Annotated in this window: 19 protein-coding genes; 13 read left to right on the top strand and 6 right to left on the bottom strand. The window is 65.1% G+C overall.

Features of this window, described 5'->3' with window-relative positions:
* The first annotated feature begins 18 nt into the window (after positions 1-18).
* A complete protein-coding gene (locus AC56LR_RS16960; protein WP_497131996.1) occupies positions 19-633 on the top strand; it encodes a glutathione S-transferase C-terminal domain-containing protein in 615 nt (204 codons plus the stop codon).
* Positions 630-1571, top strand: a complete 942-nt coding sequence (locus tag AC56LR_RS16965; protein ID WP_497131997.1) for a PfkB family carbohydrate kinase — start codon at positions 630-632, stop codon at positions 1569-1571. Before AC56LR_RS16960 ends, AC56LR_RS16965 begins: the two co-directional genes overlap by 4 nt.
* A gap of 78 nt (positions 1572-1649) precedes the next feature.
* On the opposite strand, the gene bfr is transcribed toward AC56LR_RS16965, so the two are convergent.
* Entirely contained in the window at positions 1650-2120 is a 471-nt protein-coding gene (gene bfr, locus AC56LR_RS16970; protein WP_497131998.1) for a bacterioferritin, read from the bottom strand.
* 77 nt (positions 2121-2197) lie between these two features.
* Positions 2198-2404: a (2Fe-2S)-binding protein gene (locus tag AC56LR_RS16975; RefSeq protein ID WP_497131999.1), complete on the bottom strand. Its 207-nt coding sequence runs from the start codon at positions 2402-2404 to the stop codon at positions 2198-2200.
* A gap of 243 nt (positions 2405-2647) precedes the next feature.
* On the opposite strand from AC56LR_RS16975, the gene AC56LR_RS16980 reads away from it, so the two are divergent.
* The 3 genes from AC56LR_RS16980 to AC56LR_RS16990 are packed head-to-tail and all read left to right on the top strand — an operon-like array spanning position 2648 to position 5053.
* Complete coding sequence (locus tag AC56LR_RS16980; protein ID WP_497132000.1) at positions 2648-2908, top strand: FeoA family protein; 261 nt, start codon at positions 2648-2650, stop codon at positions 2906-2908.
* A gap of 2 nt (positions 2909-2910) precedes the next feature.
* On the top strand, positions 2911-4791 hold the full coding sequence (feoB, locus tag AC56LR_RS16985; protein WP_497132001.1) for a ferrous iron transporter B: 1881 nt from the start codon (positions 2911-2913) through the stop codon (positions 4789-4791).
* 4 nt (positions 4792-4795) lie between these two features.
* Positions 4796-5053 carry a DUF6587 family protein gene (locus tag AC56LR_RS16990; protein WP_497132002.1) on the top strand — a complete coding sequence of 86 codons (258 nt, stop codon included), beginning with the start codon at positions 4796-4798 and terminating at the stop codon, positions 5051-5053.
* On the opposite strand, the gene AC56LR_RS16995 is transcribed toward AC56LR_RS16990, so the two are convergent.
* The gene (locus AC56LR_RS16995) at positions 5050-5433 is read right to left on the bottom strand and encodes a COG4315 family predicted lipoprotein (RefSeq protein WP_497132003.1); all 384 of its coding nucleotides are present in this window, start codon (positions 5431-5433) and stop codon (positions 5050-5052) included. The genes AC56LR_RS16990 and AC56LR_RS16995 overlap by 4 nt on opposite strands.
* Positions 5434-5565: 132 nt before the next feature.
* Here AC56LR_RS16995 and AC56LR_RS17000 point away from each other — a divergent pair, with 132 nt between their 5' ends.
* From AC56LR_RS17000 to AC56LR_RS17010, 3 genes are all read left to right on the top strand, one after another.
* A complete protein-coding gene (locus AC56LR_RS17000; RefSeq protein WP_497132004.1) occupies positions 5566-6237 on the top strand; it encodes a glutathione S-transferase family protein in 672 nt (223 codons plus the stop codon).
* Positions 6238-6325: 88 nt separating this feature from the next.
* The gene (locus AC56LR_RS17005; RefSeq protein WP_497132005.1) at positions 6326-7111 is read left to right on the top strand and encodes a 5'-3' exonuclease; all 786 of its coding nucleotides are present in this window, start codon (positions 6326-6328) and stop codon (positions 7109-7111) included.
* A gap of 20 nt (positions 7112-7131) precedes the next feature.
* The gene (locus AC56LR_RS17010) at positions 7132-7533 is read left to right on the top strand and encodes an ANTAR domain-containing response regulator (RefSeq protein WP_497132006.1); all 402 of its coding nucleotides are present in this window, start codon (positions 7132-7134) and stop codon (positions 7531-7533) included.
* On the opposite strand, the gene AC56LR_RS17015 is transcribed toward AC56LR_RS17010, so the two are convergent.
* Complete coding sequence (locus AC56LR_RS17015; RefSeq protein WP_497132007.1) at positions 7530-8258, bottom strand: GAF domain-containing protein; 729 nt, start codon at positions 8256-8258, stop codon at positions 7530-7532. The genes AC56LR_RS17010 and AC56LR_RS17015 overlap by 4 nt on opposite strands.
* Positions 8259-8429: 171 nt before the next feature.
* Between AC56LR_RS17015 and AC56LR_RS17020 the strand changes: the two genes are divergently transcribed.
* On the top strand, positions 8430-10196 hold the full coding sequence (locus AC56LR_RS17020) for a putative bifunctional diguanylate cyclase/phosphodiesterase (protein ID WP_497132008.1): 1767 nt from the start codon (positions 8430-8432) through the stop codon (positions 10194-10196).
* 132 nt (positions 10197-10328) lie between these two features.
* Here the strand turns inward: AC56LR_RS17020 and mnmA are convergent, their stop codons facing one another.
* On the bottom strand, positions 10329-11432 hold the full coding sequence (gene mnmA, locus AC56LR_RS17025; RefSeq protein WP_497132009.1) for a tRNA 2-thiouridine(34) synthase MnmA: 1104 nt from the start codon (positions 11430-11432) through the stop codon (positions 10329-10331).
* Positions 11433-11448: 16 nt separating this feature from the next.
* On the bottom strand, positions 11449-11931 hold the full coding sequence (locus AC56LR_RS17030; RefSeq protein ID WP_497132010.1) for an NUDIX hydrolase: 483 nt from the start codon (positions 11929-11931) through the stop codon (positions 11449-11451).
* A gap of 250 nt (positions 11932-12181) precedes the next feature.
* Here AC56LR_RS17030 and AC56LR_RS17035 point away from each other — a divergent pair, with 250 nt between their 5' ends.
* The 4 genes from AC56LR_RS17035 to AC56LR_RS17050 all read left to right on the top strand — a co-directional run bounded on the left by AC56LR_RS17035 (position 12182) and on the right by AC56LR_RS17050 (position 15476).
* On the top strand, positions 12182-13294 hold the full coding sequence (locus AC56LR_RS17035) for a Re/Si-specific NAD(P)(+) transhydrogenase subunit alpha (protein ID WP_497132011.1): 1113 nt from the start codon (positions 12182-12184) through the stop codon (positions 13292-13294).
* Positions 13295-13323: 29 nt separating this feature from the next.
* Positions 13324-13653: an NAD(P) transhydrogenase subunit alpha part 2 gene (locus tag AC56LR_RS17040; protein ID WP_497132012.1), complete on the top strand. Its 330-nt coding sequence runs from the start codon at positions 13324-13326 to the stop codon at positions 13651-13653.
* On the top strand, positions 13650-15107 hold the full coding sequence (locus tag AC56LR_RS17045; protein ID WP_497132013.1) for an NAD(P)(+) transhydrogenase (Re/Si-specific) subunit beta: 1458 nt from the start codon (positions 13650-13652) through the stop codon (positions 15105-15107). Before AC56LR_RS17040 ends, AC56LR_RS17045 begins: the two co-directional genes overlap by 4 nt.
* 159 nt (positions 15108-15266) lie before the next feature.
* Positions 15267-15476: a DUF7661 family protein gene (locus tag AC56LR_RS17050; RefSeq protein WP_497132014.1), complete on the top strand. Its 210-nt coding sequence runs from the start codon at positions 15267-15269 to the stop codon at positions 15474-15476.
* Positions 15477-15707: the final 231 nt, after the last annotated feature.

The raw sequence follows: 15707 nt of genomic DNA on the forward strand, positions 1-15707 counted from the left end.
CTTCAGCCCCGGGCATTTATGAAACTCATCGGTTCGATCACCAGTCCCTTTGTGCGCAAGGTCCGCGTCGTGCTGGCAGAGAAGAAGCTCGATTTCAGCTTCGAGCAGGAAAACGTCTGGGTCCCGGAGACCACTATTCAAACGGTCAACCCGCTCGGCAAGATCCCCTGCCTGGTGATGGAAGACGGCAGCACGCTCTACGATTCGCGCGTGATCGCCGAATACCTCGATACCGTCTCGCCCGTATGCAAACTGCTGCCGCCGAACGGCCGCGAGCGCACCGACGTCAAGGTATGGGAAGCGCTGGCCGACGGCGTGCTCGATGCCGCCGTCCTGGTCTTCCTGGAGCGGCGCGAGCGCCCGCCTGAACAGCAGAGCGCCAAATGGATCGAGCGCCAGCTGGGCAAGGTGCATGCCGGCCTGCGCGAGATGTCGTCCCGCCTGGGCGGCTCCAGCTACTGCGTCGGCTCGCATTACACGCTGGCCGACGTCGCGGCCGGCTGCGCGCTCGGCTGGCTCGCCTTCCGCTTCCCCGAGATCGACTGGCGCGGCGACTACCCGAACCTGGCGCGCCTGGCCGATAAACTGTCCGAACGCGCGTCGTTCCGCGACACCGTTCCCTTTGTCGCGTGAGCGCGCCCGCCAATCAGGTCGCCACTGCGGCCGTCTTCGGCGAAGCACTGGTCGACGACTTCACCACCGAGCAGGTCGTCGGCGGCGCGCCCTTCAACGTGGCGCGCCACCTGGCCGCCTTCATGGCGCCGCAGCTGATGATCACCCGCATCGGCAACGACGGGCCGGGCCAGGCCGTGCGGGCCGAATTCGAGCGCTTCGCCATGAGCGAGGCCGGGCTGCAGGTCGACCCGATCGAGGAGACCGGCCGCGTGCTGGTCGAGCGCGTCGCGCGCGGCCACCGCTTCACGATCCTGCCCTGCCAGGCCTACGATTTCATCGACCGCGAGCAGGCAGTGGCGGCGGTGGAAAACGCACAGCCTGGCATCTTCTATTTCGGCACCCTGGCCCAGCGCAACGAGCGCTCGCGCACCACCTTGCATGCACTGCTCGCGGCCACCGGCGCGCTGCGCTACCTCGACCTGAACCTGCGCGAAGGCCAGTTCGACGAGCGCTGCGTCACGCGCTCGCTACAGGCGGCCCAGATCGTCAAGGTCAACGAAGAAGAGCTGCAGGCGCTGTTCGGGTGGTATTTCCAGATGGCGCCGGACGCGCCGGCGCTGTCGGCCGAAGAAGTGCATGCCTCCTGCGGCGCGCTGCTCAAGATGTTCTCGCTCGACGCCCTGATCGTCACGCTGGGGCACCGCGGCTCGGTGTATTTCGCCTCGAGCGGCGAAGTGCTCATGACCCGCGATACCCCGGCGCCGCCCTTCGTCATCGACACGGTGGGAGCAGGGGACGCGTTCTCGGCGATTTTCCTGCTGGGGAAAATGCGCGGCTGGCCGCTGGAGCTGGCGCTGGCGCGGGCCAACGAGTTCGCCGGCGCGATCTGCGCGATTCCGGGCGCGGTGCCGCGCGACCTGGGGTTCTACGATGGGTGGATGATGAAGTGGCGCTGATGGCCGGCGCCGTCGCGGTATAAAAAAGGGTTCCTGTCGAGGAACCCTTTTTTTTGGGGAGCGGCCGAACCGGAGAAATTACTCCCCAATCTGGCTCTGCAAATAATTCTGAATCCCCACCTTCACGATCAGGTCGAGCTGCGTCTCGAGCCACTCGATATGCTCTTCGGTATCCTCGAGGATCATCAGGAACAGGTCGCGCGTGACGTAATCGGCGGCCGCTTCCGACGCCGAGATGCCTTCCTTGACCGTCACATGGGCCGCGCGCTCGAGCTTGAGGTCGCATTCGAGCATTTCCTGGGTCGATTCACCGATCAGCAGCTTGTGCAGCGCCTGCAGGTTCGGCAGGCCGTCGAGCATCAGGATGCGGTCGATCAGCTTGTCGGCATGCTTCATCTCGCCGATCGATTCCTCGTATTCCTTCTTGGCCAGGCGGCCGAAGCCCCAGTGGCGGTACATGCGCGCATGCAGGAAATACTGGTTGACCGCGGTGAGCTCATTGGTTAGCTGCGCGTTGAGCAGCCGGATGATGTTGGGATCGCCCTTCATGGGATGCTTTCGGTGATGTGAATGTCATCATCATAGCAAACCGCAGGCGCCGCCGGGGAGGTGTCGGACGGCCGGGTTCAGGCCAGCTGCGTGCGGCGCAGTTCGGTGACGACGGTCTTGTTGTCGAGGTGTTCGTTGAGCACTTCGCGCGCATAGCTGACACAGGTGCCGCACATCGTGCCCACGCCCAGTTCACGGTGCAGCTCGGCGACCGACGAGATGCCGAGGTCGATGGCCTGGCGGATTTCACGGTCGGAGATGTTGTTGCAGACACAGACGATCATCGTTTCGTTCCTTGGTGCTGAGCTGGTTGCGGTCTTGGCGATTTGCTATTTAAATGAGAATCAATCTCATTCGTGTTCTATTCTCTCCAAACTCGGCCGCGTTTGCAACAGGTTTTTGTGGGTTCCCTGTGCTATTTGAAGGCTGTGGTCAAACCGCAAATAGAAATAATTCGCATTTAGGTTTATGATGCACGTAGTTGTCTCATCAGTGCTACACATAGTGCCCAACCCACGGACGCGACCATGACCCTTGCCCCTTCCCTCACCACGCTCGACGCCCTCCAGGCCGGCCAGAGCGCCACCGTGATCCACCTGGCGCCAACGGCGCAGCAGGGCGGTTTCGACGTCCAGCGCCGCCTGATGGAACTCGGTTTCGTGCCGGGCGAACGCATCCGCATGCTCAAGCGCGGCCTGCCGGGCGGTCCGCTGGCAGTCAAGGTCGGCCAATCCACCTTCGCGCTGCGCCGCTTCGAAGCGGCCCTGGTGTCGATCCAGCCGGAATAAACATGGGTGTCATGGAACAACAGGTGGCGTCGCGCACGCCCCTGGTCGCACTGCTCGGCAATCCCAACTGCGGCAAGACCGCACTGTTCAACCGCCTGACCGGCTCGCGCCAGAAAGTGGCGAACTACGCCGGCGTCACCATCGAACGCAAGGAAGGCAGCTTCACCTCGCCGGACGGCCGCGCCTTCCGCGTGCTCGACCTGCCGGGCGCCTATTCGCTGTCGGCCCAGACCCCGGACGAAGTCATCACCCGCGACGTGATCGGCGGCCTGCGCGCCGGCGAGCAGTCGCCCGACGCCCTCATTTGCGTCGTCAACGCCACCAATCTGCGCCTGAACCTGCGGCTGGTGCTCGAAGTGCGCCGCCTCGGCCTGCCGATGGTGCTGGCGCTGAACATGGTGGACGTCGCACAAAAGCGCGGCATCGTCATCGACACCGCGCGGCTGTCGCAGGAACTGGGCATGCCGGTGGTCGAGACGGTGGCGATCCAGTCCGGCGGCGAAGCCGCGCTGCTGAACACCCTCGACGCCATGGCTTTCGAGGGCCCGGTCAAGCCCAAGGCCCTGTCGGCCATCGACGACGTGCCGGTGGAAGACACCCAGCGCGAAGTGCGCCGCATCCTGGCGGCCACCGTCTCGGAAGTGCATGACAAGGGCAACCTGTCCGAAGCCATCGACCACGTGGTGCTGCACCCGCTGGCGGGGCCCGCCATCCTGGCGGTCTTGATGTTCCTGGTGTTCCAGGCCGTGTTCAGCTGGGCCGCCACGCCGATGGAAATGATCAGCGATGGCGTCGGCGCCATCGGCCAGCAGGTCGGGGCCTTCATGGCCGAAGGCCCGCTGCGCAGCCTGGTGGTGGACGGCATCATCGCCGGCGTCGGCAGCGTGCTGGTGTTCCTGCCGCAGATCCTGATCCTGTTCTTCTTCATCCTGCTGCTGGAAGACTGTGGCTACCTGCCGCGCGCGGCCTTCCTGCTGGACCGCATCATGGGCAGCGTGGGCCTGTCGGGCCGCGCCTTCATTCCGCTGCTGTCCTCGTTCGCCTGCGCGATTCCGGGCGTGATGGCCGCGCGCACCATCCAGAACCCGCGCGACCGCCTGGTCACCATCATGATCGCGCCGCTCATGACCTGCTCGGCGCGCCTGCCGGTGTACGCCCTGATCATCGCGGCCTTCATCCCGAACCACGAAGTCGGCGGCTTCATGAACCTGCAAGGCCTGGTGCTGTTCGTGCTGTACGCGGCCGGCATCCTCAGCGCCATGGCGGTGGCCTGGTTCCTCAAGGGCCGCGGCGGCTATGCCCAGCAACCCCTGATGCTCGAGCTGCCCGCTTACCACTGGCCGCACCTGCGCACCCTGGGCATGGGCCTGTGGGAGCGCGCCCGCATCTTCCTGACGCGGGTCGGCACCGTGATCCTCACGCTGATGGTGCTGCTGTGGTTCCTGTCGAGCTTCCCCGGCGCCCCTGAAGGCGCCACCCACCCGCCGATCTATTACAGCGTGGCGGGCATGCTGGGACGGGCCCTGGCGGTGGTGTTCGCCCCGATCGGTTTCGGCTGGGAGATCTGCATCGCCCTGATCCCCGGCATGGCCGCACGCGAAGTCGCGGTCGGCGCGCTGGGCACCGTGTATGCCTTGTCGGGCGGCGACGACGTGGCCGACACCCTCGGCCCCCTGATCGCGCAAGCCTGGCCGCTGGCCACCGCGCTGTCGCTGCTGGCCTGGTATGTGTATGCGCCGCAGTGCATCGCCACCCTGTCGGTGGTGCGCCGCGAAACGGGCAGCGCCAAGTACGCGTGGATCATGGCGGGCTATATGTTCGCGCTGGCCTACGCCGCCTCGTTCATCACTTACCGCGTGGCGCTGTTCTTCACCGGAGCGTAGAAAAATGTGGCAGGAGCTGATCGTCGGGATCATCGTCGCGCTGGCCGCCTTGTCGGCCTTCGCGAAATACCTGCCCGCGGCATGGCGCCGCGCCCTGGTGCATCGCCTGTCGACAGGCGGGCGCCAGTCGCGGCTCGTGAAGATGCTCGACACCTCGGCCAGCTGCGGCAGCGGCTGCGACAGCTGCAAGACCTGCGACACGCCTGAACCCGCCCCGCCGCCAGGCAAGGGCAAGGTCATCAAGATCCACCAGCGCCGCTAGCGCGCCGGTTCGGCCACCACATGCCAGGCGCCGCCGACCCCATCGCCGGTCTTGTCGCCCTCTTTCTTGTCCTTGATGAAGGTATACAGCGGCTTGCCCCGGTGCGCGAGCTGCTTGCTGCCGTCTTCGCGCGTGACAGCCGACCAGGGGTCGGCCAGCGCGGCGCTGCCGGCCATCACGGGCGGCCAGTTCCTGGCGCAGGTCTCGACACAGCTGCTCTTGCCGCTGCCGGCGACATCCTTGTCATAGGTGTAGACGGTCATGCCCGAGGCGTTGACCAATATCCCGTGCGCCGCTTTGACGGGCGGGGCATCGGCGGCGAACACGGTGGTGGAAAGAAGCAGGGCGGAAAAGGCGGTACTGACGCGAAGCAATTTCATAAAAGCCTCCTGGTCGGTTACAGCATGGGTGGACGACCATTCTAGTCCTGCTCGTCCGGCGCGTCGACCGCCGCGCTGAGCCGCAAGCTGCATGGTAAGCTGCGGGCCTGTCGAATCCTGTCGAAAGCGTCCATGATTGTCGTCCATCACCTGAATAATTCGCGCTCGCAGCGCATCCTGTGGCTGCTCGAAGAGCTCGGACTGGACTACGAGATCAAGCGCTACCAGCGCGACCCCAAGACCATGCTGGCGCCGGCCGAACTCAAGGCCGTCCACCCGCTGGGCAAGTCGCCCGTGATCACCGACGGCGAGGCCACCGTGGCCGAATCCGGCGCCATCATCGAATACCTGCTGGAGCGCTACGGCAAAGGGCGCCTGCTGCCGGCGGCCGGCACGCCCGAGCGCCTGCGCTACACGTATTTCCTGCACTTCGCCGAAGGCACGGCCATGTCGCCGCTGCTCATGAAGCTCGTGTTCGACCGCATCGAGAGCGGCCCGATGCCTTTCTTTGCCAAGCCGATCGCGCGCGGCATCGCCCGCAAGGTCAAGGAAACCTTCATCATGCCGAACATCCGCAGCCAGCTGGACTATCTCGAAGCCGAGCTGGGGAAATCGCCCTGGTTCGCCGGCAGCGAATTCAGCGCCGCCGACATCCAGATGAGTTTCCCGCTGGAGGCGGCCGCCTCGCGCGGTGGCCTGGGCAGCCAGTACCCGAAGCTGGAAGCCTTTCTGCAGAAGATCCACGCGCGCCCGGCCTACGCCCGGGCGCTCGAGCGCGGCGGCAAATACGACCTGGTCAAGTAGCGGCTCGCAGGCCCGCTTTCCGAAGTGGGCCGCTGGGTTTATCATGGCGGCGCGCGCCTTGCCCCAACCCTGACCCCCGCATCCATCCATGAGCAAACCGGGAAAGCTGCTGGCGATCGATGGCCTGAACATCGTCCGCCGCGTCTACGAAGCCAGTCCCGAGCCGGACTCCGACCTGAAGGCCAGCATCGCGCTGCGCCACGCCTTCTCGTCCTTCCGCATCCTGCTCGAAACGCATACCCCGACGCACGTGCTGGCCGCCTTCGACCATGGCGGCGACACCTGGCGCCATGCGCTCTACCCGCGCTACCGCGAGAACCGCGCGCCGATGCCGGGCTTCCTGCGCGAGGCGCTGCCCGAATTCCACGAACGCCTGCGCCAGGCCGGGCTGCAGGTCTTGACGCTGCCTGGGGTCGAGGCCGACGACGTGATCGCCACCGGCGTGATGCGCTGGCTGCAGGAAGGCCGCGGCGAAGCCATCGTCGCCACCACCGACAAGGACCTGCACGTGCTGGTCGCCCATGGCGCGCTGGTGTGGGACCACTTCAAGAACGAATGGCATGACGACGCCTGGGTGCGCCAGCGCTTCGGCGTGGCGCCGGAACTGCTGCACGACCTGCTGGCGCTGATGGGCGACCCGACCGACGGCGTGCCGGGCGTCTCCAAGATCGGCATGAAAACCGCGGCGCGCCTGCTCAACGCCTACGGCAGCCTGGAAGCGGTGGTGGCCGGTGCAGGCATCCTCAAGACGCCGCTGGGCGAGAGGCTGCGCGCCGAGCGTGAGATACTCCAGGTCTCGCGCCAGCTGGTCGAGCTCAAGCGCGACGTGCGCCTTGGCGTGACCTGGAACATGCTGGCCTATGAGTCACACTGAACGATAAAAGGGAAGATGCGATGCTCAAGGCATTGATCGTGGACGGCAGCGCCATCTCGCGCGGGCTGCTCAACACCGTGTTGCTCGATGGCGGCTACGATGTGGTCGCGCAGACCCATACCGGCCTGCTGGGCTATACGCTGGCGATGAAGCACCGCCCGCAGATCGTCTGCATCGCACGCGAACAGGTCGAAGACGGCAGCCGCGTGGTCGAGGAATTGCGCGCCCACCTGCCGAAGGCGATGATCTTCATGGTCTCGGGCACGCTCGATGCGCCCACCATCCAGGCGGCGGCCGCGCGCGGCGTGCATGGCTTCGTGGTCAAGCCCTTCAAGGCCGACACCGTGCTCAAGACCATCCGCAATACCGTGATCGCGCTGGTGAAGAAGCAGCAGCAGGGCGCACCCGGCAACCCGGCCTAAGCAGGCGCCCGGCCTCGGCGCGCGATTTCCTCGGAGGCGATCGCGGCCAGCTCGTGCAGCGCGCGCAACTCGCGCTCGCGCAGGCGGCGCGGCTCGCGGTCGAACACGCACAGGGTGCCGAGCAGGCGTCCGCCGGCGTCGGCCAGCGGCACTCCCGCGTAGAAGCGCACATAGGGTTCGCCCGTCACCAGCGGGTTGTGTGAAAAACGCGGATCGTTGGCCGCATCCCCCACCACGAAAGGACCGCCGGCTGCCAGCGCATGGCTGCAGAAGGCCCAGTCGCGCGGCGTTTCCGCCAAAGCGATGCCGACCCGCGCCTTGAACCACTGGCGCTGCGCACCCAATAGTGTCACCAGCGCGATCGGGCAAGCCGTGACCTGCGCCGCCAGCCGCGCCAGGCGGTCGAAGGCTTCCTCTGCCGGCGTGTCCATCAGGTGTGATGCGGCCAGCGCCGCCAGCCGCTGCGCTTCGTCCTCCGGCACCGGATAGGGCGGGGCGTTATCAAGCATGGGGTCCACGGCGTTCGCGCCGGCAGGCTCGGCATCGCCCTGCTGGCTGAGCAATTGCCGTACGCTGCTCAGGCGTACGCGCCGGTGCCCGCCGGGCGTTTTCCAGGCCGGCAGGGCGCCGCTCTCCATCCAGAGCTGGGTCGTGCTGACCGCGATGCCAAGCAGTTGCGCCGCTTCGCGTGTCGTGAGGATCGGGTCGTCGTTGAATGTTGTCATAAGCTGCATCAGGGTGAGTGCGGGGATTCTAACCTGATTCATCAAATAATTGACGAAACTGCGCACAACTGATCCGGCAACATTGACGACTTGTCGTGCATTTCCGCAAGAAATTGCGTATAATCGTCATTTCCGTCAAATCTAGCGCCCAGGTGCGCTTCCCTAGCCCACATGAATTCAGTGCACCAGCCGGTATCGCGCGAAGCGATGCGCCTTGATGCCTTGTGCCAGCTCGCGCTGCTCGATAGCACGCCCAGCGAAGCCTTCGATCGGATCACGCGCATGGCCTCGCAGCTGTTCCAGCTGCCGATCGCCGCGGTGTCGCTGACCGACGTCGACCGCCAGTGGTTCAAGTCCAGGGTGGGGGTGGAGCACGATACGGTCCCGCGCCTGAAGGCTCCCTGCGCCGCGGTCGCCGAGAGCGGCAGCATGCTGGCGGTGCCGGACCTGCTCGAAGACGCGTATTTTCGCGACAGCCCGCTGGCCGGGAGCGGCATCCGCTTCTACCTGGGCGCGCCCCTGACCACCAAGTCCGGCCACTGCCTGGGCGCCATGTGTGTGCTCGGGACCGAGCCGCGTGCGGTGACGGAAGAGGAGCGCACCACCATTGCCGACCTGGCTGCGATGGTGATGGCGCAGATTGAATTGCAGCATGCGCTGGGACGGATCGATCCGCTCAGCGGCCTGCCCAACCGTAACCAGTTCGTCAGCGATATGCGCGACCTGGGGCTGGTCGCGGCCGAGGGCGAGCCCCAGCTGGCCGCCCTGGTCAGCCTGGTCAGCCCGGAGCAGCTCAGCGACGCCATGCGCGTCATGGGCAGCGCCTGGCTCGACGACACCGTGCGCATGGCGGTGCCGGCCTTGCGCCGCCTGGCCGGCGAGGGCAAGGTCTACCATGTGGGCACGACCCAGTTCGCCTTCTTCGCGCCGACCGGCAGCACGCTGGTGCGTTTCAGCGGCACGCTGCTGGCCTGGCTGGGCGAACGCGCGCCGAACGGACAAAGCGGCTTCCTGACCAGCGCCACGGTGGGTCTGGTGCGCTTCGCCGTCGGCCAGGACGCGCCGCTCGACGTGCTGCGCAACCTGCACAGCGCCGCCCACGATGCGCGCGACACCGAATCCGGACTACGCGTGTATTCGCCCGAGCAGGATGCGGCCTACCGCCGCCGCTTCTGGCTGATCGGCGAACTTGGCCGCGCGCTCGAACGCCCGGACGAACTGCACCTGGCCTTCCAGCCCAAGGTGTCCTTGAAGGACGGCAGCTGTGCCGGCGTGGAAGCGCTGCTGCGCTGGGACCATCCCGAGGCCGGCGCGATCGCCCCGGGCGAGTTCGTGCCGATCATCGAAAGCACGGCGTTGGCGCGCGCCACCACCGAATGGGTGCTGGAGGCGGCCATGCACCAGCTGGCAAGCTGGCATGCCGCTGGCGTGGCCTTGCAGGTGGCGGTGAACGTCTCGGCCGTGAACCTGGAAGAGCCGGATTTCTGCGAGCGCGTGCTGGCCGGCCTGGCGCGCCATGCGCTGCCGGCGGCCAGCCTGGCGCTCGAATTGACCGAAAGTGCGCTGATGCGCAAACCGAAAGCGGCGCACGACACCATGGCGCGCCTGGCGCAGGCCGGCGTGAAGATCGCCATCGACGATTTCGGCACCGGCTACAGCAGCCTGGCCTATTTGCAGGACATGCCGGCCGACGTGGTCAAGATCGACCAGTCTTTTGTGCGCGGCATGGAGAACGACGAGCGTACGCTGGCGCTGGTGACGACCATGATCAAGCTGTCGCACGACCTCGGCCACCGGGTGGTGGCGGAAGGCGTGGAAACCGCGGAGGTGGCGCAGCTGCTGCGCGCGGCGGGCTGCGACGAGGCGCAGGGCTATTACTATGCGCGGCCGATGGCGCCGGCCTTGTTGGCGGAGTGGCTGGCGCAGCGCTCAGCGTAATAATCTCGGGATGCGGTTTTGATTTCGTAGGGTGGGCGGGTCTCCCGCCCGCGCGTTCAATCTTGGTATGCGTCACCACAACGCGTCCGTGGGTTGAACGCGCGGGCGGCGAAGCCGCCCACCCTACGAACATCAGCCGGCGGTGTTGGAATCGATAATCCCGCCACCAAGGCACACATCGCCGTCATACAGCACGGCCGACTGCCCCGGCGTCACCGCCCACTGCGGTTCCGTGAAATCCAGCGCAAACCGGTCCAGCCCCTCCGCCTGCACCGTGCAGGCCACGTCCGCCTGCCGATAGCGCGTCTTGGCCGACAAGGCCCGCGGCGGCGGCGCTTCGCCCGCGATCCAGCTGGCCTGGCCGGCCTCCAGCCTGCCGGACAGCAGCCACGGATGGTCGTGCCCCTGCACGATGTAGAGCGTGTTGGTCGCGATGTCCTTGCGCGCCACGAACCACGGCTCGCTCGTGCCGTCCGCGTTCTTGTGCGACTTCAGGCCGCCGATGCCGATGCCTTTGCGCTGGCCCAGCGTGTAGAACGACAGGCCGATATGCTCGCCCACGACCGTGCCGTCGTCCAGCTTCATCGGGCCCGGCTTGTGCGACAGGTAGCGGTTGAGGAATTCGCGGAACGGGCGCTCGCCGATGAAGCAGATGCCGGTCGAATCCTTCTTCTGCGCGTTGGGCAGCTGCAGGCGTTCGGCAATCTTGCGTACTTCGGTCTTCGGGATCTCGCCCAGCGGGAACAGCGACTTCGAGAGCTGCGCCTGGTTCAGGCGGTGCAGGAAGTAGCTCTGGTCCTTGGTGTGATCGAAGGCTTTCAGCAGCTCGAAGCGGCCGTCGTTCTCGCGCACGCGCGCATAGTGGCCGGTCGCGATCAGGTCGGCGCCCAGCTTCATCGCATGGTCGAGGAAGGCCTTGAACTTGATCTCGGCGTTGCACAGCACGTCCGGGTTGGGCGTGCGGCCGGCCTGGTATTCGCGCAGGAAGTCGGCGAACACGCGGTCCTTGTACTCGGCGGCGAAATTCACCGCCTCGATGTCCACGCCCACCACGTCGGCCACGCTGGCCGCGTCGATCCAGTCCTGGCGCGTCGAGCAGTATTCGGAGTCGTCGTCGTCTTCCCAGTTCTTCATGAACAGGCCGATGACTTCATAGCCCTGTTCCTTAAGCATCCACGCCGCGACCGAGGAGTCGACGCCGCCCGACATCCCGATCACGACTTTTTTCTTGCTCATCTTGTTTCCGTCTTGATTAAATCCCGCCCTCGAACACCGAGGGGTGGGTATATAGCAGGGCCAGCGGCATGCGGCGGCCGGCCAGGTAGTCGTCCACGCACTGCAGCACGATCGGGCTGCGGTGCTGTTCGACCGTGGCGGCGATCTCGTCGCGCGTCATCCACAGGGTGCGCAGGATGCCGTCGTCCAGCGGCTGGTCGAACCGGCGCCCGGCTTCGCCGCAGAAGGTGAAGCGCAGGTAGGTGATCTCGGTGCCGCGCGACTTGGAATGGTAGCGCGACATGTACATGCCGACCAGGCCGGTCGGGATGAACTCGTGCGCGGTTTCTTCCAGCGCTTCGCGCACCACGGCCTGCTCGAGCGACTCGTTGGGATCGAGGTGGCCTGCCGGCTGGTTCAGCTTCACGCCTTCGCTCGTTTCTTCCTCGATCAGGAGAAAACGGCCATCGCGCTCGATGATGGCGGCGACGGTCACGGATGGTTTGAAGATATCGGTCATGCGCGTCCTCGAAAAATGAGCCGACATTTTACCTTGACACAACCTACCTCTGCTCATCCATGCTACCTACAGTGCGCTTGCCTGTCGTTAAATGGCCTTGATCTTCTGCAAACACCCGATGAGTTCGTCTGGCCTTGTCCTGCCTTCTTCGACACAATCGAGGATTGGCTTTTTGGTATTTGTTATTAAGCAATTCTTGTCATTACATGGTAGATTGTTGGAAAGAATGGTCCACTGAACGGAGGGATTCATGAGAATTGGCATACCGGCCGAAATACGGCCGGGCGAGACCCGCGTGGCTGCAACTCCCGAAACCGTCAAGAAGCTGGCCGCGCGCCACCAGGTCCTGGTGGGCGCCGGGGCCGGCATCCAGGCATCGATTCCCGATGCGGCCTATGAAGCCGCCGGCGCCACCATCGTCGATGCCGCCACCGCGCTTGCCGCCGACATGGTGCTCAAGGTGCGCAGCCCCGACAGCGCCGAGCGTGCCCTGATGCGGCCCGGCACCGTGCTGGTCGGCATGCTCAATCCCTTCGATACCGAGAACCTCGCCGCCATGGCCGGCGCCGGCCTGACCGCCTTCGCCCTGGAAGCCGCGCCGCGCATTTCGCGCGCGCAGTCGATGGATGTGCTGTCGAGCCAGGCCAACATCGCCGGCTACAAGGCCGTCATGCTGGCCGCGAACACCTATGGACGCTTCATGCCGATGCTGATGACGGCGGCCGGCACGGTCAAGGCCGCGCGCGTGCTGATCATGGGCGTGGGCGTGGCCGGGCTGCAGGCGATCGCCACCGCCAAGCGGCTGGGGGCCGTGATCGAAGCCTCCGACGTGCGCCCACCGGTAAAAGAGCAGGTGGAGTCGCTCGGCGCCAAATTCATCGACGTGCCCTTCCTGACCGACGAAGAACGCGAGATCGCCAAGGGCTCGGGCGGCTATGCGCGTTCGATGCCGGCGGACTGGATGCGGCGCCAGGCCGAACTCGTGCACGAGCGCGCCAAGCTGGCCGACATCATCATCACCACCGCCCTGATCCCGGGCCGCAAGGCGCCCGTGCTGATCGCGGAAGAAACGGTGCAGGCGATGAAGCCCGGCTCGGTGATCGTCGACATGGCGGTCGAGCAGGGCGGCAACTGCCCGCTCACGGAACTGGGCCGCACCGTGATCAAGCACGGGGTGCACATCATCGGCGAGCCGAACCTGGCTGGCCTGGTGGCGGCCGACGCCTCGGCCCTGTATGCGCGCAACGTGCTCGACTTCCTCAAGCTGGTCATCGACAAGGACGACAAGTTCATCATCGACCGCGAGGACGAGATCGTGCGTGCGACCCTGGTGTGCGCGGACGGCGCAGTGCTGCGGACGTAGGCGTCAAGAACAGATTCTAGGAGCGAAGCATGGAAATCAGCCACACCATCATCAACCTGATCATCTTCGTGCTGGCCATCTACGTCGGCTACCACGTGGTCTGGAACGTCACCCCCGCGCTGCACACGCCGCTGATGGCGGTGACCAACGCGATCTCCGCCATCATCATCGTCGGCGCCATGCTGGCCGCCGGCCTGACCGAAGGGCTCACCGGGCAGGTCGCCGGCACCCTGGCCGTGGCGCTGGCCGCGGTCAACGTTTTCGGCGGCTTCATGGTCACCCGCCGCATGCTCGAGATGTTCAAGAAGAAGGAACCGAAAGCGGCCGCCAAGCCTGCCGTTGCGGGAGAAAAGGCATGAATTTCATCAGCATGAACCTTGTTACGCTGCTGTATTTGGTGGCCTCGGTCTGCTTCATCCAGGCGCTCAAGGGCCTGTCGTCGCCTTCGACTGCGCGCCTCGGCAACACCTTCGGCATGGCCGGCATGGCAATCGCCGTGGTCACCACGGTGGCCCTGATCTTCAAACTGCAGGCGGAACTGGCCACCGGCCACGGCATGGGCTTCCCGCTGGTGATCCTGGGCGTGGTGGTGGGCGGCGCCATCGGCGCGGTCGCGGCCAGGAAGGTCGAGATGACCAAGATGCCGGAACTGGTCGCGGCCATGCACTCCTTGATTGGTCTTGCGGCCGTGTGCATCGCGATTGCCGCGGTGTCCGAGCCCTGGGCCTTCAACATCGCCACCCGCGGCACCCCGCTGCCCTTCGGGAACCGGCTCGAACTCTTCATCGGCACCTTCGTGGGTGCGGTGACCTTCTCGGGCTCGGTGATCGCCTTCGGCAAACTGTCGGGCAAGTACAAATTCCGCCTGTTCCAGGGCGCGCCGGTGCGCTTCGCGGGCCAGCACATCCTCAACCTGGTGCTGGCGGTCGCGCTCATCGCGCTGGGGCTGATGTTCTGCATGGATGACAACGTCGCGCCGGCGTGGATGCCGTTCATCATCATGGCGGCTATCGCCTTCGTGCTGGGCGTCCTGATCATCATCCCGATCGGCGGCGCCGACATGCCGGTGGTGGTGTCGATGCTGAACTCCTATTCCGGCTGGGCGGCGGCCGGCATCGGCTTCTCGCTGAACAACTCGATGCTGATCATCGCCGGTTCGCTGGTGGGCTCGAGCGGCGCGATCCTCTCGTACATCATGTGCAAGGCGATGAACCGCTCCTTCTTCAACGTGATCCTGGGCGGCTTCGGCGGCGAGGCCGTGGCGATTGAAGACGGCGCCAAGGAACAGCGTCCGGTGAAATCCGGCTCGGCCGACGACGCGGCCTTCATCCTGCAAAACGCCGAATCGGTAATCATCGTCCCCGGCTACGGCCTTGCGGTGGCGCGCGCCCAGCACTCGGTCAAGGAACTGGTCGACAAGCTGACCGCCCACGGTGTGCAGGTGCGCTATGCCATCCACCCGGTGGCCGGCCGCATGCCGGGCCACATGAACGTGCTGCTGGCCGAAGCCGAAGTGCCCTACGACCAGGTGGTCGAGATGGAAGACATCAACGGCGAATTCGGCCAGACCGACGTGGTGCTGGTGCTGGGCGCCAACGACGTGGTCAACCCGGCCGCCAAAGACCCGAAATCCGCGATCGCCGGCATGCCGATCCTCGAGGCCTACAAAGCCAAGAGCATCATCGTCAACAAGCGCTCGATGGCCTCCGGCTATGCCGGCCTGGACAACGACCTGTTCTACATGCCGAACACCATGATGGTCTTCGGCGACGCCAAGAAGGTCATCGAGTCCATGGTCAAAGCCGTCGAGTAAGGCTTTTTGAAACCCCTAATTAGGGTCAGAGTTAAATTGTTTGCCAATTGATTCCTCGATCTGTCGGACGGCCACTTAACATGGTTCGAGGCCAACTGATCTGGAACTCTTGGCAAATAATTCGACTCTGACCCTAATTGCTTCAAGCGATCAGAATCGATGAGCACACTGCGTTTCAATGTGTTTGGAAAAATCGTCGCCATTACCGGTACGCCAGGATCATGGCAGGCGTTTTATCCCGGAACAAATGGCACCCGAAGTCCGGCTGATTTCGTCATCCCTGCCGACGTCGCCGAGGACGGCCTGGCCGAATACCTCGCCGATTTACGCCACGCCCCAGCGTTCCACCGTCCTCCGCCTGAACCCTAATTAGGGTCAGAGTCAAATTGTTTGCCAATTGATCTGCCGATCCAGCGCCGATGCAAGAAACATTGCGCGACCTCAATTGATCACAGGTTCTTGGTGAATAATTCGACTCTGACCCTAATGCCGTTAAGTTAAGGCTGTGATCGTCGGAGTCGGCGTTCGGGATAACGTTGCGGTTTGGCTTTGGTGACCCGGTCGAACTTTCGGCCGGGTCGGTAGACATTCAGTTCGATG

It is taken from the genome of Telluria sp. ZT3P39 (assembly GCF_059685935.1).